Origin of the sequence: Trichocoleus sp. DQ-A1 (genome assembly GCF_039961955.1) — a bacterium.
In the GTDB taxonomy this organism is placed as follows: Bacteria; Cyanobacteriota; Cyanobacteriia; order Cyanobacteriales; family FACHB-T130; genus FACHB-T130.
This window is the reverse complement of record NZ_JAMPKE010000007.1, coordinates 109,224-129,541: the sequence shown is the minus strand read 5'-3', so window position 1 is coordinate 129,541 and position 20,318 is coordinate 109,224. Positions and strand designations below refer to the sequence as shown.

The following is a 20,318-nucleotide window of genomic DNA, read 5'->3' as shown; positions in this document are numbered from 1 at the left end:
TGGATCTCAAAGGGTGTATCCTCCTTATTCAGATGTTGAGTCATTGAAGTTAAATCAACTCTACAGCTTAGATATACGCTCCGAAAATATGTCTCAAATTATTTATAAAAACATCTGTTAACTCAATGACTTACCACGTAATTTATGACGGCAACTGTAATCTCTGTGTCACCCTTGTGCAATTGCTGGAAAGTTTAGATAAGGGGCAGATGTTTCAATACATCCCGATGCAAGATATAGAAGCCCTCAAACACTTTGGAATTACTGCCCAAGATTGTGAAATGGGAATGATTTTGATTGATGCCAATACGCCTCAGAGACGGTGGCAGGGAAGTGATGCAGCAGAAGAAATTGGGCGATTGTTGCCAATGGGGAGCGTATTTGTGGATGCATATCGAGCTTTACCGGGGGTGAAGTGGATGGGCGATCGCACTTACGAACAAATCCGCGATAACCGTTACACGATTTTTGGCAAGCGTTCTTCCACTTATCAATCTAGTTATCCCGCTAGTTTTTGTTCTCCGGGATGCGTTACTGAATAAGAGAAAACAAAAATAGTACAGGGAAAACTGAAAGCGATCGCCCAAACAAGGCAACACCCTAAAAGTAGAGGGGAAGCATTGGGATACTCTCGCCAAAGCTTTCCTTCCCCAGGTAGACGCTAGGCAGTAGTTTTCGTTTTTAAAATAATAGTTAGCTATCGCTGTCCTGTTGCGAAAAGTCGCCGCTTAAAAGCTGGTGGCTTGGTTTTACAATTGCTGGCTTGGGGCGGTGATTTAACAAGGGCGGGAAAAAAGCTTTATCAAGGTTTTATCGGGGGGTTATCTACTGCTGTAGCGACTAGCTGCGAAGTAGATTTAGGAGATTTGGGCAATGAACAAGAGATTTACGAATAATCGGGTTGCCGATAGAACAAAGAGCTTTTCCGAAGGATTTTGGAACAGTGGCGGCGCGATCGCATTAGCGCTGCTTGCCATGCTTCTTCCTGGTTGCGTAGCTGTCCAGAAAGAAGCGGCTGCCCCTGAACCTACCACAGCCGTTGAAAAAGTTGCTCAAAACACGGATCAACTGATCGGTCAAACAGTAACGGTCAGTGGCGAAGTTGAAGAAATTATTGGTCCCAAAGCGTTTCAGTTAGAAGACGACAAAATATTCAGTGGCGAAAAAGTGTTGGTTTTGAATGCAGTTCCTGCCACAGTTGCGATCGCTGAAGGTAAGAATGTTACGGTGACAGGGCAAGTTCGTAAATTCGTCCTGGCTGATTTTGAGAAAGAGTACAACTTAACGAATGATTTAAATGTCAAGAAGAAAATGGAAGCCGAATTTGAAGGCAAGCCGGTAGTCATTGCTCAGACAACCCAAGTCATCGAGTAATTCCCTAGGGATTACCCATTCGACTTAAGCGATTTCTTCGCTGTTGAACAGTTCAAATATTTGCCGACAAAAGTGCTTCAGCTTTTCTCCTACTTCAGGCACTGGCTGGGATTCCCCGACAAACTGCCACTCCTCTACGGTCGAGAGTAACCACTGTTTGCCTTTATGGTCAAAACCTGCTAATTCGACACCGATAGCACGGCGAATCCCAGTCACAGGGTCTTCGTAAAAGCGAATCTGTACCAAGATGCTGCGGCTTTGAAATAAGCGACTTCTGCCAGGAAAATGGAAGCCGATATCAATTGAATCCGGATCGACTAACTCTCTAGTATCCGGGTCGTTTGCCCAAGGTTTTAAATCTGCTCTTGCATCAGGAAACTCAGATTTGTAGAGATTGACAACAGCAGCAATCTTACTAGCGACTTGTATGTTTGTGGCCTGTTCAGCTGCATTCACTTCGCTTGGGTTCCCCTAAACTTGCGCGTTTTCAGTTGTTTTGGCGTTTAAATATAACAGGATGTTCTCTATTTCGCAACTTGGTAGAGCATCCTTCTTTAAGTTTATTCATTGACGCGATAAGAATGGTAAATCTGGATACTATACAAGGGCAATTTTTTAAGGTATATTTAAATAATGGGAAGATGTGCATTTCTCAAATTTGCGGTTAGATTTCCATTATAAAAAATAAATATAAAATAAAGATAAACTACTAATAATATACCAGGAAAAATTGCTAAATCATCATGAAATCCTTGAACTTCTAATATTTCAACAGCCCAATTTTAGATGCAATTTTAACCAGAATACTCAAATTAAAACTTGACTTGCTTTGCCGGAGATTCCCGCTTTTGCGGTAAGCTCAAGCAACCGGGAGATGTGCAGGCAAAGATAGTGTCAACCAATGAGCAATTAATCAAGATCGGTTCCTTGGAATGGTTTTACCGGGAAGAGAATCCGATTGGTAGAAGTGATAACCTGCCAGTTCTGCTGCTGCACGGGTTGCCGTCGCAGAGTTATAGCTGGAGCGGGGTAATGCCCGGATTAGCAGAGAAAGGGTATAGAGCGATCGCGCCTGACTGGATTGGTTTTGGCTTCTCGGCGAAACCAGAGCGGCGGGACTTTGCGTATACACCCGATACCTTCATCAACGCACTAGCAGAATTCATCCAACACCTGGAAATCGAGCGATTCTATCTGGTTGTTCAGGGATTTTTGGGTTCTGTGGGACTCCAGTACGCCCTGCGTCATCCAGACAAAATCGAGCGCTTGGTTATCCTCAATACACCTGTGGCAACGACTGCCAAGCTGCCTTGGAAGATTCAACAACTGGGTCTGCCTTTTGTCGGCGATATGATGACGCAAGACCCGCTCTTGGTGGACAGAACCTTAGAAGGTGGTAGCCGCTACGTCATCCCAGATAAGGATTTAGACGTTTACCGCCGTCCCTACCTCAAAAGTTCGGATGCGGGGCGAAGTCTCCTGTACACCGTGCGGAATCTCCAGCTTCAGCAGTCGATGGCAGAAATAGAATCCGGTTTTCAAAGCTGGACGCAGCCAACTTTAATTGCCTGGGGGATGAAAGACCCCTGGCTTCCCTTCACTCAAGCGCAACAGCTAGCGAGTGCCATCCAGAGGGCAGAAATCATGAAGATGGAAGAAGTCGGGCATTATCCTCAAGACCATTGGTCGGACAAAGTCAGCGATGCGATTCAAGGGTTTCTGCGTCGTCAGGCAATTGGATAATGGGTGATATCATCTCTTTTTCTCTTCTCCTCTCGCGTTTTCCCGATTTTTCTCTAAAATAACAGGGGAAATTTGATTCATGGTTTCAAAAAATAGCATGATGGCACGTTATCGGTCTATTTTGGGTTTAATTTTGGCAGTGGTAGCCACGTTTATGATTAGTTGCGGTAGTGCAACTGCGGCAACGAAATCGGCTCCTACTTACACGGCGGCTCAGATTGAGCAGATTCAGCAATCGCTTCCGGGAATTCAAGAACAGCGCGATCGCCTTAACACATTGCAAACCTTCATCCAACAACGGCGATGGGTAGATGTGGGTACATTTATTCACGGGCCACTAGGAGATTTGCGACGGAATATGAACCGTGTGGCGGATAGCTTGGCTCCTAAGGACAAACAGGCGGCGCGTCAAGCAGCAAAAGATTTGTTCAGCGATCTGGTCAGAATCGATCAGGCTGCGAAAGAGGCGGATTATCAGCAAGCGGTGACAAATTTCCGCTCTGTATTGCAAGAGTTCGACGCCTTTATGAACTTGATTCCGAAGGCATAGCCAATTAAGGGGTAATTGGGAAAAAGTTATTAGTCCTGGGTCATTTGTCATGAGTTCGTTGCTACTGACTCAGAATTCAGGGCTGATCGTCATTACCGATTACCCCGTTACCGATTACCCATTTCTCATGCGCTCTTTCTGATGCGCTCTCAGATGAGTCAGGTTGTAATTATTGGATGCGGCGTTGTTGGGGCTGCGATCGCTTATGAACTCAGTCTAATTCCAGGGCTAACAATTACAGTCTTGGACAAGCAACCACCCGCACAAGCCGCCACTGGCGCTGCATTGGGCGTCTTGATGGGCGCGATCAGTCACAAAATTAAGGGCAATGCCTGGAAAATGCGGCAGGCTAGCATCCAGCGCTATGAAACCCTGATTCCAGAGCTAGAAGCGCTTTTAGACCGTCAGATCCCCTTCAACCGCCAGGGAATTCTGATGCTCTGCTTTGCCGGTGAAGATTTATCTCGTTGGGAAAAACTGGTAGAAATTCGCCACACTCAAGGCTGGCACCTGGAAATTTGGGACGCCGCCCAACTCCAATCTCGCTGTCCTCAGTTGAGTCATGAGATAATCGGCGCGATTTATTCTCCCCAAGATCGGCAACTCGACCCGGTTGCTCTGACTTTAGCGCTGGTTGATGCTGCCCAACGCAACGGCGTTACCTTTAAATTTGGCGTCACCGTTTTAGAAGAGGAAGCAACAAATACGGACGTTCGCCACATTCAAACAACCGCAGGGCAAGTTGATGTTGATTGGTTAATTGTGGCAGCGGGGCTTGGTTCCACCCCACTCACAGCGTCTTTTAAACAACCGATTGATATTCGCCCGGTATTGGGACAAGCGTTGCACTTGCGCCTAGCGCAGCCAATGGGGCGTGCAGATTTCCAGCCGACAATTACAGGCAATGATGTCCACATTGTGCCCGTAACGGACATAGAATACTGGGTCGGCGCGACGGTGGAGTTTCCCAACAATGGGGATGAGATAGTGGCAGATGCAGCACTTTTGGAGAAGGTCAAACAGCAAGCGATCGCTTTTTGCCCAAGTCTAGAGGAAGCCACAATCCTTAAAACTTGGTCGGGATTGCGTCCCCGCCCCGAAGGACGCCCCGCCCCGGTTATCGGTCTTCTGCCCGGTTATAGCAATGTTCTCCTCGCCACAGGTCACTATCGCAACGGCGTTTTACTCGCACCCGCCACCGCTCAAGCGATTCGGGAACTGATTGCGCGATCGCTCAATCAAGATAAATAATCGTCAAACTATGTCTAGTTTTGCTTTTTTGTTTAAATGGTTAATTTACTTAAAATACTTAAAGTATTTTTAGCGATCGCACTTCTATTCGTTGCCTTTAATTTAAGAGCGCCTTTCCTCCCAAGCATAAAATTTTATTTCTTTTTATGTTTACTTGCAATCGATTTAGCTTTAATTTTCACTGAAATCAAAGCCTTTACTCCCTCGAAGCTTAAAAAAAAATTCCTGAATAAAACAATCCTCGTGATTGCTTGCCTAAGTCTTCTTATAGCTTTAACAGTTGAAATAAGATTTAACTTACTGAAACAAAGTCTATTCCATGCCAAAGCATCCCAAATAGAAAAGCTGGGTCAGCATTTTATTATTGGCTATCGAGACTCGAATGAAGTCAAGAAACTAGTTTCTAAAAAAGCCATAGGCGGTATATTTCTCACAACCAGAAATATTAGAAATAAAACCCAAGAAGATATCAAGCAAGAAATTAGTGCTTTGCAGGAGATTCGCCGCAGTCAAGGTTTATCTCCTTTATGGATAGCGACCGATCAAGAAGGGGGTGTAGTATCTCGATTATCTCCCCCTCTAACCCGATTACCTCAATTATCAAAAGTTATTTCTGAGTCTGCAAATATAGAACAAGCAAAAGAGAAAGTCATCAAGTATGCCAAAACTCAGGCGAGTGAGCTATCTACAATTGGAATTAATCTAAACTTTGCCCCTGTGTTGGATTTAAACAAAGGAGTGATAAATCCAAACGATAAATTTTCTAAGATTTATAAGCGAGCTATTTCGTCTGATAAGGAAGTTGTTGAAAAATTTGCTTTGTTATATTGTCAGACGTTAGAAGCTAATGGGGTTAGATGTACGATTAAGCATTTTCCGGGATTGGGAAGAGTAGAGACCGACACCCATCTTGAAAGTGCAGAATTGCATACTTCAGTGAATGAATTAGCGCAGGATGACTGGGTACCTTTCCGGACATTAATGAGTAATTCTCATGCTTTTACAATGTTGGGTCATGCTAAATTGATGGCGATAGATGCTAAACATCCCGTCTCCTTTTCCCAGAGAGTAATTAGCATGATTAGAAATGATTGGCAACAGGATGGGGTTTTAATCACTGACGATTTTTGTATGTATGCAGTTTACAACAGTCAAGATGGTTTGAGAAATGCTACCGTCAAGGCGCTGAATGCCGGAGCCGATTTGATATTGATTGCTTACGATCACGATTTATATTATGAAGCGATGGATGCTTTAATCAAAGCTGATAATAAGCGCCAATTAGAGAATGAACTGCTAATAAAAAGTAGCAGCAGGTTAGAGCAAACCAAAAAGGCTCTCTATGGATTGCCCAAAGGGTTGCCGATAAGTGGAACAAACGGTTGAGATTAGAGGCGGCGTTAACGAGGGGTTTGCTGTATATTAATAAATGTAAACAATAGAGCAAAACTTTAGCACTTCAGCCGTCAATATGTCTAGCAAGCCTCTAGGAAAAACCCGCCCCCTCTGGCAAGTGATTCTTTTATCGATTGTCACCCTGATGCTGTATTACGGCTGGTATAAGTGGATAATCCAAGAAGAATTACGTCGCTACAAAGGTTATGGTTGGTCAGGAACTTTATGCTTAGCGCCTTTTGTTTTGGGGGTAGCAGTTCCCCAATTGTTGCGTATATTCGATCCTGATGTCCCTGGCTGGTTTGGTTGGTTTTCCTTGCTGGGAATTGCCTGGATTTACATTGTGCAGTTCAGACTCTATAAAACTGTAAACGAACTCTACAGCGAAGCTGGGATGAAAGAACCACTGATTGTCTGGTGGATTTTTGTACCAGGTTTAAATCTAATTGTTGGCTTGAGACAAATTCACTTTTTAAGTGAGTATTGGGCAAGTAAACAAGGGATAAGTGTTAACGATCCGCTTGCTGAGAGTATTCCTTTTCTCTCTGCGAATGCTTAACGCTGTACAAAAGATAAATCTAAAGAGGAAGCTGATAAAGCAATCCTATTTTAGGGGTGAGATGCTAGCGCTTCAGATCCCCGACTTCCTGGAGAAGTCGGGTAATCTCGCCGTCACGAATCATTTGGGACGGCTATAAAGGAATCGAGGGGCGATCGCCTGCTTGAAAGCGTTGCCAAGATGTTTTCAAAGCTGAAGGAGCAGGATAATTAGTGTCATAAACAACAATTACATTCGTCAGGTTCCGTCCTGCGGGAAGTAAAATTCTTCCATTATGAGCTAAAGCTTCTGAAGCACCGCCATCCAAATTCATTGCTTCAATACAGCCAATCGCTTTCATAATGTTGGCTTCTTGTTGTAAAGATAGACTAGCAAGAAAAGAAATTAAAAATAACTGTTTTCGATTCGCTGGAAACCCAATCGCAGTCCGATATCCTACACCGAGAACATGAGGATCGGCAAAGCCTTCTGATTGCGGCGAGATAGAAATTTTTCCTTGTTTAATCAGTCTTGGTCCGCAAGTAATTGAAAACCAGTGTTGATCCCAATTCGGCTGTCCTTCTGTTCGGGCGGTAATCATTTCTAATTGATTACCTGCTTTAATCCCCAAGGTAGTCCCATAATTTTCCCAGCGGCTGTATTTAAGAAATCTGCCAGCCGCCACCATGTTACCCATCACCCACTTCTGGTTACTTTTATCAAAAAAGGTGCCATTGGCTACCACAGCAGCCTTCTGACGCGCTACCAACTGGGCAAAAGGTTCATCACCATTGCTCACCGTTGGCCCGTTGGCATAAGTCGCATTATTTGCTAATCCCAGAGTGATGAAAGTTTCTGGGTCAGAGAGGTCAATCGTGGTTTGATAAAAAGACACCCCAGCCACTGTTTTTTGGGTAAGTTGCACGGGTTTTCCTTTGGCAACAGCGGGATTTACGTTGGTTTTGGAGGACGGTTGAGATGGTTTAGGCGTGGCGCTGGTTTTTGGAGTTGGCGAAGGTAAAGGCTCAGGAGAAACGCTCCTTATTGGTGTTGGCGTACTGCTAGGTAAAGGGTTTTGAGCGACCCCGTTTTGAGACTCCCATAAAGCGATCGCTTTCTCCCATAACTGACGAACAAGACTAGCAAAATTGGAGCGGTTTTGGGGAATTGAGAAGAATTCGGTTAAAAATTGGGCAAGTGCCAAACCTACTAAAAATAAAAAAGTGCGCCGCAGCATTTTACGGCAACCATTGGGTTGTTTTCGATCTGGCATAACTTCGCTTACTTCTCGTCTAGCGACTAAATATTGAGCGATTGGAGTAGAGCGATCGCGTGCATCAACAAGAGCGATCGCTCTACTCAGTTTTAGCAGAAGCCGCGATTTTCAAAGATTCCTGAAAAATACCTACACCTTAGCCCCATCAACGATTCAGGCTATTCGAGAGGTGATTGTAGAGTGAATAAGGTATCGGCGAAAGTCATGAAAATGCGTTTGAGTTCGGCTTCCTCAACGCGCTTAACCGCTTGTTTCACACTCACCCACTGTCGCTTTCTAAAGCTAGCTTCGGGCCAAACTTCCAGCACCGTTTTCACCTGCATTAAAAATACCTCAACCTGGCAGGTGCCTCCCCCTTTTTGATACTCGTAAGTCCCCATCAAAGTCGGTAGCACCTGACCGATGATTCCCGCCTCTTCCCAGGCTTCTTTGGCTGCCGAAGTTTGCGGGGTCATAAACGGCTCAATCATTCCTTTAGGAATCACCCAGCGTTTTCCTGTTGAGGAAGTGATCAACAAAACTTCGATTTTTCCGTTTTTGATGCGATAGGGGATGACCGCCGATTGCTGATAACGCTGGGCTGATTTTAGATTCATGGAACTTATCTTTTTTGGCGATGTTTGATAGGGGATTGCTCCTTGGATTTGCTCTTCAAACCAGGCAGATAATGACTGATGATTGAGTGAGATAGCAATCGATTTGAGTTGAGCGATCGCTCTCGCGCATCCGCGCCGCTACGCGAACACCTCCCGCACCAGGAAAGCCCACCGATCCGCAACTTCCTCAATAATCTTAGTCGTTGGCTTCCCAGCCCCATGTCCCGCTTTAGTCTCAATTCTAATTAATACGGGTGCAACACCTGTATGAGCTGCTTGCAAAGCGGCAGCAAACTTGAAACTGTGGGCAGGCACCACCCGATCGTCATGATCCGCTGTTGTAATCATCGTGGCTGGATAAGAGGTCCCAGGTTTGAGGTTGTGCAGCGGCGAATAGGCATAAAGCGCGTTGAACTCCTCCGGGTTTTCCGGAGAACCATAATCCGAAGTCCAAGCCCAGCCAATCGTGAATTTATGGAAGCGCAGCATATCCATCACTCCCACCGCTGGCAACGCCGCACCGAATAAATCCGGGCGCTGAGTCATACACGCACCCACCAACAATCCCCCATTACTGCCGCCGCCGATAGCAAGTTTTTCCGGGGTTGTATAGCCGTTAGCAATTAGCCACTCCGCCGCCGCAATGAAATCATCAAAGACATTTTGCTTATTCAGCTTCGTTCCTGCCTGGTGCCACTCCTCTCCATACTCGCCGCCGCCGCGCAAATTAGGGACGGCATAGACACCACCCATCTCCATCCACACCAGACTGCCAACCGAGAAACTAGGCGTCAGGGAGACGTTAAAACCGCCGTAGCCATAGAGATAAGTAGGGTTGCTTCCATCTAGTTGCAGCCCTTTTTTGTAGGTGATAAACATGGGCAGATGGGTGCCATCTTTGCTGCGATAAAATATCTGCTTTGTCTTGTAATCATCAGGGTTGAAATCAACTTTCGGTTGACGAAAAATTGTACTTTCACCACTAACCATGTCGTAGCAGTAAATAGTGGCAGGTGTGGTAAAACTGGTGAAGCTATAGAAAGTTTCCGTATCGTAGCGTTTACCGCCAAAACCTCCAGCCGAACCAATTCCCGGTAACTCAACTTCCCGCACAAAGGAGCCGTTCAGCTCAAAGATTTTAATCTGAGTCCGGGCATCTTTTAGATATTCAGTCACAAACTGATTATTGAGGATTCCCACACCTTCGAGGACTTCTTCCGCCTGCGGGATGATTTCTTGCCATTCCTCCTTACTTACTGGAGAGGAGGGAAGATTGAAGGTATCAATTGCGATCGCGCGACCGCGAGGCGCATCTAAGTCAGTGCGAAACCAGAAGATTGAGCCATCATTGTCGATAAAACTATAGCTAGCTTCAAACTCACTAATGAGTTCTATAACTTCAGCGTTTGGATCGGTTAAATCTTTATAGAAAATCAGATTTTTGGGGTCAGTTCCCTTCCAAACGCTGATAATCAGATAACGTCCATCTTCGGTAACGCCACCGCTAAATCCCCATTCTTTTTGGTCAGGGCGCTGATAAACCAGGACATCCTCGGACTGTGGCTTACCCAGCTGATGGTAGAAAAGTTTTTGATAGTAATTAACGTCTTCTAATTTGGTTGTTTCGTTCGGTTCATCGTAGCGGCTATAGAAAAAGCCTTGGTTGTCTTTAGTCCAAGACGCGCCAGAGAATTTAATCCATTTGAGATGATCGGAAAGGTCTTCGCCCGTCTCAACATCGCGTACCTTCCATTCTTGCCAATCTGAACCAGAGGTGGATAAACCATACGCCATCAAATTCCCATCTTCGCTGATAGCAATACCTGACAGAGCAATGGTGCCATCCTCTGAAAGTTTATTGGGATCTAGCAAAACTTTTGGCTCGCCATCCAGGGACGTTAATGTATAGAGAACGCTTTGATTTTGCAAGCCGTTGTTTTTGAAATAGAAGTAGCGATCGCCTTCTTTAAAGGGAAGACTGTATTTTTCGTAGTCCCACAGTTCGGTTAGCCGCTGCTTGATTTTTTCCCGAACCGGAATTTCATTTAAATAGCTAAAAGTAACTTGATTTTGAGCCTCAACCCAAGCCTTAGTTTCATCCGAGTCCGGATCTTCTAGCCAACGGTAAGGGTCAGATACCTTTGTCCCGTGATAGTCATCAACTTGATCGACTTTTTGGCTAGTGGGATAAGTGAGGGGTTTATCTGGATACGACATAGGGTTGGACTCTTGGCAACACTGTCCAGTCTAGCGCCAGATTTGGTTGAGAAGAGGGCGATCGCTCCCTTCCCAATCCAGTTTGCATGGGCAATTCTTTGAGAAACCCAGTTTCTGGCAAAAAACTAGAGAGCAAATTACATAAGTGCCAAATTGTGAGAGATAAGTATTCCAGTAGATAATCGCGATCGCGCTGCCCTAATTGAGAGTTATGCGTCTCCAAAGAATTGGTCTATTTTTTCTCCCCTGGTTTACCTTCACTGTCTCAACCCCATTGCCTGTCAATTTTCCAGGAATATTGGCTACACAAAAGGCGATCGCGCAAACGCCCAATGACCAGAAACTAAACCAAAATCCCGCAGCCAAACCTGCTGTATCGGACAGTTTTATTGATTACTTCGCACAAGAAGCTCAACTCAAAGGGCATGAAGGAAGTGTCAACAGCGCTAGTTTTAGCCTGGATGGGAAGTTGATTGTCACCGCAGGAACTGACGGCACCGCGAGGGTGTGGGATACTTCTGGCAAGCAGATAGTGGAACTGTGGGGGCATTCAGCGAGTGTCAGGAGTGCCAGTTTTAGTCCTGATGGACAGCGCATTGTCACCGCATCGTTTGACGGTACTGCCCGTGTGTGGGATTTGTCGGGCAAACAGCTAGCGGAACTTACTGGGCATCAAGGCAATGTTTATAGTGCCAGTTTTAGTCCCGATGGAGGACGTATCGTCACCGCAGGTGCTGACAAAACTGCTCGCGTGTGGGACACTTCGGGCAAGTTACTGCTGCAAATCAAAGGACATTCAGGCAGTGTCTACAGTGCGAGTTTTAGTCCAGATGGCAAACGTCTAGTCACCGCATCTGCTGACAAAACTGCCCGTGTCTGGGATTTGTCAGGCGTAGAGACGCGATTAATCGCGTCTCTACAAGGGCATACTGATACGGTTTGGAGTGCCAGCTTTAGTCCGGATGGGAAGCGGATTGTTACCGCTTCTGATGACAAAACTGCCCGTATCTGGGATACCTCTGGCGTAGAGACGCGATTAATCGCGTCTCTACAGGGGCATACTGACAGTGTCTTAAGTGCTAGTTTTAGCGCCGATGGACAGCGAATTGTCACCGTATCTGTTGATAGAACTGCCTTGGTGTGGGAGTCCTCGGGCAATTTGGTAGGTAAACTCCAACAGCATGAGGGCGGTGTCAACAGTGCCACTTTTAGCCCAGATGGAAAGTGGATTATTACCGCATCTAGTGACAGCACCGCTCGTGTGTGGGATACCTCCAGCAAGTTGCTAACTGAACTACGAGGGCATTCAGCCAATGTTAGCAGTGCCAGCTTTAGCCAAGATGGACAGTTGATTGTCACCGCATCTACTGACGAAACGGCTCGTGTGTGGGACTTGTCACGCAAGCAACTGGTGAAACTGAAAGGGCATCAGGGCGCTGTCAACAGTGCCAGTTTTAGTCCGGATAGCAAGCTGATTGTTACTGCATCATCTGATGGGACTGCCCATGTGTGGGATACTTCTGGCAAGTTGCTCTCAGAATTCAAAGGACTTCAAAACAGTTTCTGGAGTGTCAATTTTAGCCCGGATGGCAAGCTGATAGTTACCCCGTCAGATGATGGAACTGCCCGTGTGTGGGATACTTCTGGCAAGTTGCTCGCAGAACTTAAAGGGCATTCTGGCGCAATTTACATTACCAATTTTAGTCCAGATGGACGGCGGATTGTCACCGCATCTGATGACGGCACTGCCCGTGTGTGGAATACTTCTGGCAAGTTACTCGCAGAGTTCAAAAGGTCGTCTGGTATTGGTCAGGTGAGGTTTAGTCCAGATGGCAAGCTGATTGTTATGACAGGTTCGTTCAGCAGTACTGCCTCTGTGTGGGATATTTCTGGTGAGTTATTCACAGAACTCACAGAGCATCAGAGTGGTATCAACAGTGCAAGTTTTAGCCCAGACGGCAAACTGATTGTTACTGCATCTTTGGACAAAACCGCCCGTGTGTGGGACATTTCCGGCAAGTTGCTTGCAGAACTCAAAGGGCGTCAGGGCTATGTCAACAGTGCAAGTTTTAGCCCCGATGGCAAACTGATTGTCACCGCATCCTATGACGGAACCGCTCGTGTATGGGATATTTCTGGCAAGTTGCTTGCAGAACTCAAAGGACATCAGGATTCCGTCAAAAGCGCCAGTTTTAGTCCAGATGGCAAGCGGATTATCACTGCATCTGGTGACGGCACTGCCCGTGTGTGGTACTTGTCTGACAAACTGCTAACCCAACTTCAGCAGCTTGAAACACCTGATTCTGATAAGCCAAAAACCCAACGAGAGATAGTCTTCAGAAAAACCAGTAGTAGTGCCAGTTTTAGCCCGGACAAACAGCATGTTCTCAGCGTCTCCACTGACGGCACTGCCTGTGTGTGGGCCATGTCCGGTAAGCTGCTGGTCGAAATTAAAGGGTATTCTTATTTTGTCAACAGCGCCAGTTTTAGTCCAGACGGTAAGCTAATTGTTACTGCATCCGATAACGGTACTGCCCGTGTATGGAATTTGTCTGGTAATCTCCTAATCGAATTAAAAGGACATCAGGGAAGTATCAGAAGTGCCAACTTTAGTCCCAATGGCAAACTAATAGTCACTGCATCCGATGACGGTACTGCCCGTATTTGGGATTTATCTGGTAATTCCCTAATCGAATTAAAAGGACATCAGGGAAGTATCAGAAGTGCCAACTTTAGTCCCGATGGCAAACTAATAGTCACTGCATCCGATGACGGAACAGCCGGTGTATGGAATTTGTCTGGTCAGTTGCTAGCTAGACTCAAGGAGAGTAGGAAATTATTTGTTAAAGCCAACTTTAGCCCAGACGGAAAGCTTGTTGTGACAACATCCAACAACAACATTGCCCGTGTGTGGGACATTTCTGGCAAGTTGCTAGCAGAAGTCCAAGGATATCAGAATAGCACTATTGATAGTGCCAGTTTTAGTCCAGATGGCGAACGCATTGTTACCGCATCTAATCGCAGCACTGCCCGCGTGTGGGATACTTCCGGCAAGCTTTTAGCAGAACTTAAAGTGCATCAGGATATCTTCGGCGGCAACCTTGACAGCAACCGTGCAAGCTTTAGTCCGGATGGCAAACTGATTGTTACCAAATCTGAGTCATTTAATGACGCAACTGTTCGTGTATGGGATACTTCTGGCAAATTGCTGCTGGAACTCCAAGATTTTGCTTCGAGTTTGAGGAGTGCCAACTTTAGTCCAGATGGCAAGCTGATTGTTACCGCATCTGATGACGGCACTGCCCGCGTATGGGATACCTCTGGCAAACTGCTAGCAAACTTCCAAGGAAATCAGCGCCCAGTAAGGGTAGCCAGTTTTAGCCCAGATGGACAGCGGATTGTCACTGTTGATGGCAATGCCCGGTTGTGGGATTTATCTGGCAAGCTGTTAGCGGAACTCAAAGTTAATCAGGGGTGGATCAACGATGCCAGTTTTAGCCCAGATGGACAGCGGATTGTTACTGCATCTAGTGAAGGTATTGGGCGCGTGTGGGATACCTCTGGCAAGCTGTTAGCAGAACTCAAAGGTCATGAATTGAGCGTAACGAGTGCCAGTTTTAGCCCAGATGGCAAGTTAATTGTTACCGCATCTCATGACAAAACCACCCGCGTATGGGATTTGTCTGGCAACCAACTGGCAATACTCAAAGCCAATCAGGAGTGGGTCATCGGTGCCAGTTTTAGCCCAGATGGAGAGCGAATTGTCACTGGTGGTGACAATGCCCGTTTATGGGACATTTCTGGCAAGTTATTAGTAGAACTCAAAGGACATTCAGGCTGGGTCCGCAGTGCCAGTTTTAGTCCAGATGGCAAGCTGATTATCACTGCATCTGTAGACCAAACCGCGCGTGTGTGGGATTTATCTGGGAAACAGTTAGCCCTTCTCGCTGGACATCAGGAAGAAGTCGAAAGCGCTAGTTTTAGCCCGGATGGCAAGCTTATTGTTACCGCATCCGGTACACAAAAAGTTTTTTTCTCTGAAGACACTGAACAATTCGCTCCCCGTGACGGCATCGTCCGTGTGTGGGATTTATCCGGCAAACTGCTTGCCGAATTTACAAAGCATAAAACCAGTGTTAACAACGCCATTTTTAGTGCAGATGGCAAGATGATTGTTACCGCATCTCAGGACAAAATCGCCCGTGTCTGGGATACTTCTGGCAATCTAGTAGCAGAACTTAAAGGTCATCAAGGATGGGTTAACAGTGCCAATTTTAGTCCAGATGGACAGCGCATTATCACTGCATCAAATGACGGCACCGCCCGTATGTGGAACACCTCTGGTAAGCTGTTAGCCACTTTGAGTTTGACTGCACCCCCTTATTCCCCGAAAGCGAAAGCAGACAGACTGAGGGATTTAGAATTTTATGCTCCAAATTGTGCCTTGGCATTATCTCCTTGGCAACAAGCACTAAAGATTTACCGAGAAATTGGTGATAAGGAGAATGAAGCTTATATTCTGCAAAAATTGGGCAATGCTTACTATTGCCTCAGCGACTATGCCAATTCCATTAAGTCCTATTCCCAAGCCTTACCTATTGCTAAAGAATTCAATTACCTAGAAAAGCAGGTAAAGAATCTCTCAAAACTGGGAACTGTTTACAATTCCTTGGCTGACTATGACAAAGCCATTCAGTCTTACAATAATGCACTCAAAATCTTAGAGCAGAATCCAAACCCAAAAAGCCAAGCACAGATTTTACGAAGTCGAGGCAATGCTTACAACTCTCAAGGCAACGCTGAACAGGCAATTCAAGATTATTTGCAAGCCTTAACTATTGACCAAGCTGAGAGAAACGGTGCTGGCGTAGCAGAAGATAAAGTCAGTTTGGCCCAAATTTACCAGTCCTTGGGTGACTATAACAAAGCCCTTCAATATTATAAAGAAGCATCAGAAGTAAGACCGATTGAAGCCCTGGCAGGTTTGGGAAATACTTACTTAACCCTTGGTGATGCGGCAAAGGCGATCGCTCTACACTCCTCAAGTTTAGAAAAAGCACGGCAACAGGAAGACAAGGAAGCAGAAGGCAATGCTTTGAATAATCTTGCTAATGCTCTGCGTCAAGCTGGCAAGGTCACAGAAGCCGAAAAATACCTCCGTGATGCTATCAAAATTTGGGAAGATTTACGAATTAAATTAGAAGATGCTAATAAAGTTTCCATTTTTGAAAGGCAAGCTCGTACTTACCGCCTACTACAAGAAGTTTTAATTGTTCAGAACAAAACTAATGAAGCACTGGAAATTGCCGAACGGGGCAGGGCGCGGGCTATTGTGGAATTACTGGCTTCTCGATTATCTCCTAACCCGAACGAGCAATTTAGCATTACTCCGCCCAATATTGAACTGATTAAAAAAATTGCCAAGGAACAAAATGCAATTCTTGTTGAATATTCGATTATTTACGATAGTTTCAAAGTTCAAGGTAAAGAACAAACAAAGGAATCAGAACTCTATATTTGGGTTATCAAGCCTACAGGTGAAGTGACGTTTCGGACATCTGACCTCAAACCCCTGTGGCAGAAACAGAATCTTTCTCTACAAGACCTTGTTGCTAACACCCGTGAATCTATAGGGGTAAGGGGGCGCGGTGGCGGTATTGTAGCGGAACTGATAGAGGAAGAAAGCCCGACCAAACGATTACAGCAACTCCATCAACTGCTGATTGAACCCATTGCGGAAGAGCTACCTGTTGATCCAAATGCTCGCGTGATTTTTATCCCACAAGATGCGCTGTTCCTCGCGCCATTTCCAGCTCTCCAAGATGCTTCTGGTAAATACCTGATAGAAAAACATACCATTCTGACGGCTCCCTCAATTCAAATGCTGGATTTAACCCATCAGCGTACAAAACGGGTTTTGGGGGATACACGGACTTTTTCTAGCAAGAATGCGTTGATAGTCGGCAATCCCACGATGCCTAAGGTGGTGCTGAAACCTGGAGAACCCGCCGAGCAGTTATCGAACTTGTCGGGGGCGGAACAGGAAGCTAAAGAGATTGCTAAACTACTTAAGACTCAAGCGATTACAGGGAAGCAAGCGACTAAAGCCGCGATCGCGCAAGCATTGCCTTCTGCCCGAATTATCCATCTGGCAACACATGGGATATTTGATGATATCCAGGGCTTGAACAGTGCGATCGCTTTGGCTCCATCCGGTTCAGATGAGGGTTTACTCACGGCTTCTGAAATCCTCGACCTAAAGCTCAATGCAGAATTAGTCGTTTTGAGTGCTTGCGACACCGGACGAGGCAAAATTACCGGGGATGGCGTGATTGGCTTATCACGTTCATTTATTAGTGCGGGTGTCCCCAGCGTCATTGTCTCTTTGTGGTCAGTTCCCGATGCACCAACAGCCTCTTTAATGACCGAGTTTTACAAAAATCTCCAGATCAACCCCGATCGCTCTCAATCATTGCGACAAGCGATGCTAACAACCATGAAACAACACCCCGACCCCAGAGACTGGGCGGCTTTTACTTTAATTGGTGAATCCGACTGAAACAAGTCGCTCTGGGCGGTTGAAAATTGAAAATTGGCTGAATGATAGGCGATCGCTGAAGTAGGGGTATCTTGGAAGGAAGCCGAGTGCTGTTGAATTTTTATGGCTTCTGTTCCTAATCCCTCTCTGGAAGCTGGTCTAGCAGCCCTGAAACAGGGAAATTATCCAGATGCGATCGCCCACCTAGAAGGCGTTTGCGAGTTTGAGTTGAGTCAAAAGACAGTCCTCCGCGCTCAGATGGGGCTGGTGGTTGCCTATGAACGCACTGGCGAAATCGAGAAAGCGCGATCGCTTTGTCAAACCCTCAGTCAAAGCAAATATCCCAAGGTGAAGGACTGGGGAGAGCGGAATTTGGCTAATTTGGTCAATCGTTATCCTCAACTTCAAAAAACGCCTTCCCCTCCACCAACGTCGGAGGCGACCGGGTTTGTCCCCTTACAAACACCTGCCACTTCACCCGCACAAGGGGCTGCGCCTGCGTCAGATGTCACCGGATTTATTCCCTTAGACCAACCGCCTCAAAAGCCTCAGCCATCCGTGTCGCCTGCTCTAGACGCGACCGGGTTTGTCCCCTTGCAAACGCCTGCCACTTCACCCGCACAGGGGGCAAAAGCCGCTCAACCTGCCTCTAAAAGCGTCAGGGCGAACAGCACTAAGCCAGTACAAAAGGTAACACCCTCCAACTCACCCTTAGTACAGGGCAAAGGGAAAGAAGCGGAAAGCAACCTAGAGGCAGAAGTAGCCGCCCCGACAGAAGCACCGATTGCGCCAGATACAGCAGCAGACACAGGGGTCATTTCTGAGACGCCATCTGAAACGCCATCTGAGACGCCAACAGATGAGAAAATTCTAGAATCGACCAGTATTATTGGCTGGCGTCAAGCAGGACGCGCCAAAGGATGGCGAGCAATGCCAGCAGTGAAACCAGAACGTCTGTGGTTGCTTCAAGCAGGGACTGCGATCGCGCTTTTTTGGGTAATTCGCGTTTTCGTGCAGTTCTTGATGACGACGACGAACAACTTCCTCATCAACCTGCCATTTTTGCAGCCTATCCCAGCTTTTTACGAAGACCCGACTTGGCCTATCGTGACCGTGTTGGTTCTGCTAGCGTGTCTGTCTCCCTGGCTACTAGACTTCTTCCTCAAGCAATTTGAGAAGATGCAACCGCTGTCGCTGTCAGCGCTGTCTAAATTCAGCCCAGAAGCCGCCAAGATGCTACCCCGCTATTGCGGACAGCGCCGTTTGCCCGTGCCGACTTTGCGGATCTTACCCATCAGCGCCCCAGTCGCACTCACTTATGGAAATCTGCCTCGCACTGCCCGAATTGTGGTCAGTCAAGGACTCTTAGATCAACTGGCAGAGGATGAAATCGCCACAGTCTATGCCAGCGAGTTGGGGCACATTGTCCAAAACAAGTTGGTCGGTTTGGTTATGGCAACCATAATGTTCCTGATTGGAGGCTTTTTTAGCCTGTTGAGGAACTCAGACTGGGCTTGGACTTGTTGGTGGATTGCCCTGGCTTGTTTACCGTTGGGATTGAATTTGGCAGTGATGTCCCTCATCATGCTAATCGCCCAGATTCCTTACACCTTGTACCGACAAGTCGCGCAGTGGGGAGACCGCTTACAAAGCCCCCTGCTAAAGATTCCAGCGGTGGTTGTTTCGGCTTTGAGTTACGGCTTATTTTGGCTAGTTTGCTTTATCGGTTTGTGGCTGTCGCGGCTGCGAATTATCTATAGCGATCGCATAGCGGCAGATATCACTGGCAACCCAAATGCCTTCTCCCGCGCTTTATTGAAAGTTACCCGTGGCATTGCTGCTGATATCCAAAAACACCAGTCTACCCGCTGGCTTTTGGAAGGCTTTGATTTACTGACGCCAGTGGGATATCGGCAAGCCATCAGCTTGGGCAGCTTTCCCGCCCAGACGCCTTGGGAATCCCTGTTGCAATGGGGCTACCTCAACCCCCATCGGCAGTGGATGGTCATCAACAATAGTCATCCTTTAATGGGCGATCGCCTGTACTTGTTATGCCTCTACGCCCGCCACTGGAAGCTAGAGACAGAACTTGACTTCACTCAAATGTCCGAACAGCGGATTCGAGCATCTTCGCTTAAAACTAAAAAGTCAAAACTTTGGTTACAAGGTGCCCCCTTCTTTGGCATTTTGTCTGGTTTAGCCTTGGGGTGCTTGTTCTGGCTGTTGGGGTGGATTGGCAGCTGGCTGGGAATCCGGCAACTTGCATGGATACTCGACGATTACTGGACGATCCTTGTCGGTTGTCTGCCGATAGGTTTTAGCATTGGCACCTTTTTGCGGATCAATTCCTTCTTTCCAGATATCAAAGCTTCCACTCTGCAAACGAACCCCAACCTATCCGATTTATCGACTCCGATCGATGCTTTACCTGTGGATAGTCAGCCGGTGCGTCTGCAAGGAAAACTCTTGGGGCGTCAAGGGATTAGCAACTGGCTGGGACAGGATTTAATCTTGCAAACCGACACCGGCTTGGTTAAGTTACATTATTGCTCTCAACTGGGTTCTATTGGTAATCTTTTACCCTTGTCCACTCGTCCCAGCGACTTCGTAAATCGGCAAGTCACCGCAACTGGATGGTTTCGGCGAGGCGCGACTCCCTGGATTGACTTAGAAACCCTACGAACCCAAGGCGGCATTACCAGTCTCAGTCGGCACCCTATCTGGTCAACGATTATTGCCTGTTTAGCTGCGGCTTGGGGAACTTACATTATTTTGTTCGGCATTTAATGCACAAGTTGGCACACGCACAAATGACTGTTTGTAAATAAATATTGCAGCTT

15 protein-coding genes are annotated in these 20,318 nt (G+C 46.6%); 10 read left to right on the top strand and 5 right to left on the bottom strand.

Annotated elements, in window-relative coordinates:
* Nucleotides 1-125: 125 nt before the first annotated feature.
* From NDI33_RS09600 to NDI33_RS09590, 3 genes are all read left to right on the top strand, one after another.
* A complete protein-coding gene (locus NDI33_RS09600; RefSeq protein ID WP_190676583.1) occupies nucleotides 126-542 on the top strand; it encodes a DCC1-like thiol-disulfide oxidoreductase family protein in 417 nt (138 codons plus the stop codon).
* A 201-nt stretch (nucleotides 543-743) separates the two neighbouring features.
* On the top strand, nucleotides 744-896 hold the full coding sequence (locus NDI33_RS09595; protein WP_190529125.1) for a hypothetical protein: 153 nt from the start codon (nucleotides 744-746) through the stop codon (nucleotides 894-896).
* Nucleotides 874-1,374: a hypothetical protein gene (locus NDI33_RS09590; RefSeq protein WP_190676581.1), complete on the top strand. Its 501-nt coding sequence runs from the start codon at nucleotides 874-876 to the stop codon at nucleotides 1,372-1,374. Before NDI33_RS09595 ends, NDI33_RS09590 begins: the two co-directional genes overlap by 23 nt.
* A 24-nt stretch (nucleotides 1,375-1,398) precedes the next feature.
* Here the strand turns inward: NDI33_RS09590 and NDI33_RS09585 are convergent, their stop codons facing one another.
* On the bottom strand, nucleotides 1,399-1,830 hold the full coding sequence (locus tag NDI33_RS09585) for a hypothetical protein (RefSeq protein ID WP_190411960.1): 432 nt from the start codon (nucleotides 1,828-1,830) through the stop codon (nucleotides 1,399-1,401).
* A 435-nt stretch (nucleotides 1,831-2,265) separates the two neighbouring features.
* Between NDI33_RS09585 and NDI33_RS09580 the strand changes: the two genes are divergently transcribed.
* From NDI33_RS09580 to NDI33_RS09560, 5 genes are all read left to right on the top strand, one after another.
* Complete coding sequence (locus NDI33_RS09580; protein ID WP_190676672.1) at nucleotides 2,266-3,117, top strand: alpha/beta fold hydrolase; 852 nt, start codon at nucleotides 2,266-2,268, stop codon at nucleotides 3,115-3,117.
* 79 nt (nucleotides 3,118-3,196) lie between these two features.
* Nucleotides 3,197-3,667, top strand: a complete 471-nt coding sequence (gene psbQ / locus NDI33_RS09575; RefSeq protein WP_242029085.1) for a photosystem II protein PsbQ — start codon at nucleotides 3,197-3,199, stop codon at nucleotides 3,665-3,667.
* A gap of 153 nt (nucleotides 3,668-3,820) precedes the next feature.
* A complete protein-coding gene (locus NDI33_RS09570) occupies nucleotides 3,821-4,918 on the top strand; it encodes an FAD-dependent oxidoreductase (protein WP_190676578.1) in 1,098 nt (365 codons plus the stop codon).
* Between the two features lie 36 nt (nucleotides 4,919-4,954).
* A complete protein-coding gene (locus NDI33_RS09565; protein ID WP_190676576.1) occupies nucleotides 4,955-6,304 on the top strand; it encodes a glycoside hydrolase family 3 protein in 1,350 nt (449 codons plus the stop codon).
* Nucleotides 6,305-6,389: 85 nt separating this feature from the next.
* Complete coding sequence (locus tag NDI33_RS09560) at nucleotides 6,390-6,872, top strand: hypothetical protein (protein ID WP_190676574.1); 483 nt, start codon at nucleotides 6,390-6,392, stop codon at nucleotides 6,870-6,872.
* A gap of 133 nt (nucleotides 6,873-7,005) precedes the next feature.
* Here NDI33_RS09560 and NDI33_RS09555 read toward each other — a convergent pair whose 3' ends face one another.
* From NDI33_RS09555 to NDI33_RS09540, 4 genes are all read right to left on the bottom strand, one after another.
* Nucleotides 7,006-8,124: a phosphodiester glycosidase family protein gene (locus tag NDI33_RS09555; RefSeq protein WP_190676572.1), complete on the bottom strand. Its 1,119-nt coding sequence runs from the start codon at nucleotides 8,122-8,124 to the stop codon at nucleotides 7,006-7,008.
* Between the two features lie 161 nt (nucleotides 8,125-8,285).
* Complete coding sequence (locus tag NDI33_RS09550) at nucleotides 8,286-8,723, bottom strand: NUDIX hydrolase (protein WP_190667546.1); 438 nt, start codon at nucleotides 8,721-8,723, stop codon at nucleotides 8,286-8,288.
* Between the two features lie 138 nt (nucleotides 8,724-8,861).
* Nucleotides 8,862-10,940: a prolyl oligopeptidase family serine peptidase gene (locus tag NDI33_RS09545; RefSeq protein ID WP_190676570.1), complete on the bottom strand. Its 2,079-nt coding sequence runs from the start codon at nucleotides 10,938-10,940 to the stop codon at nucleotides 8,862-8,864.
* On the bottom strand, nucleotides 10,924-11,163 hold the full coding sequence (locus NDI33_RS09540) for a hypothetical protein (RefSeq protein WP_190676568.1): 240 nt from the start codon (nucleotides 11,161-11,163) through the stop codon (nucleotides 10,924-10,926). The genes NDI33_RS09545 and NDI33_RS09540 overlap by 17 nt, the downstream gene beginning before the upstream one ends.
* Before the next feature lie 75 nt (nucleotides 11,164-11,238).
* Between NDI33_RS09540 and NDI33_RS09535 the strand changes: the two genes are divergently transcribed.
* Nucleotides 11,239-17,499 carry a CHAT domain-containing protein gene (locus NDI33_RS09535; protein ID WP_199302486.1) on the top strand — a complete coding sequence of 2,087 codons (6,261 nt, stop codon included), beginning with the start codon at nucleotides 11,239-11,241 and terminating at the stop codon, nucleotides 17,497-17,499.
* Nucleotides 17,500-17,601: 102 nt separating this feature from the next.
* A complete protein-coding gene (locus NDI33_RS09530; RefSeq protein WP_190676564.1) occupies nucleotides 17,602-20,265 on the top strand; it encodes a zinc metalloprotease HtpX in 2,664 nt (887 codons plus the stop codon).
* Nucleotides 20,266-20,318: the final 53 nt, after the last annotated feature.

Bases quoted from the DNA above. Each gene is read 5' to 3' on its own strand.
- NDI33_RS09600 (WP_190676583.1), top strand. From the start codon at position 126: ATGACTTACCACGTAATTTATGACGGCAACTGTAATCTCTGTGTCACC.
- NDI33_RS09590 (WP_190676581.1), top strand. From the start codon at position 874: ATGAACAAGAGATTTACGAATAATCGGGTTGCCGATAGAACAAAGAGC.
- psbQ (WP_242029085.1), top strand. From the start codon at position 3,197: ATGGTTTCAAAAAATAGCATGATGGCACGTTATCGGTCTATTTTGGGT.
- NDI33_RS09570 (WP_190676578.1), top strand. From the start codon at position 3,821: ATGAGTCAGGTTGTAATTATTGGATGCGGCGTTGTTGGGGCTGCGATC.
- NDI33_RS09565 (WP_190676576.1), top strand. From the start codon at position 4,955: ATGGTTAATTTACTTAAAATACTTAAAGTATTTTTAGCGATCGCACTT.
- NDI33_RS09560 (WP_190676574.1), top strand. From the start codon at position 6,390: ATGTCTAGCAAGCCTCTAGGAAAAACCCGCCCCCTCTGGCAAGTGATT.
- NDI33_RS09555 (WP_190676572.1), bottom strand. From the start codon at position 8,124: ATGCCAGATCGAAAACAACCCAATGGTTGCCGTAAAATGCTGCGGCGC.
- NDI33_RS09550 (WP_190667546.1), bottom strand. From the start codon at position 8,723: ATGAATCTAAAATCAGCCCAGCGTTATCAGCAATCGGCGGTCATCCCC.
- NDI33_RS09545 (WP_190676570.1), bottom strand. From the start codon at position 10,940: ATGTCGTATCCAGATAAACCCCTCACTTATCCCACTAGCCAAAAAGTC.
- NDI33_RS09530 (WP_190676564.1), top strand. From the start codon at position 17,602: ATGGCTTCTGTTCCTAATCCCTCTCTGGAAGCTGGTCTAGCAGCCCTG.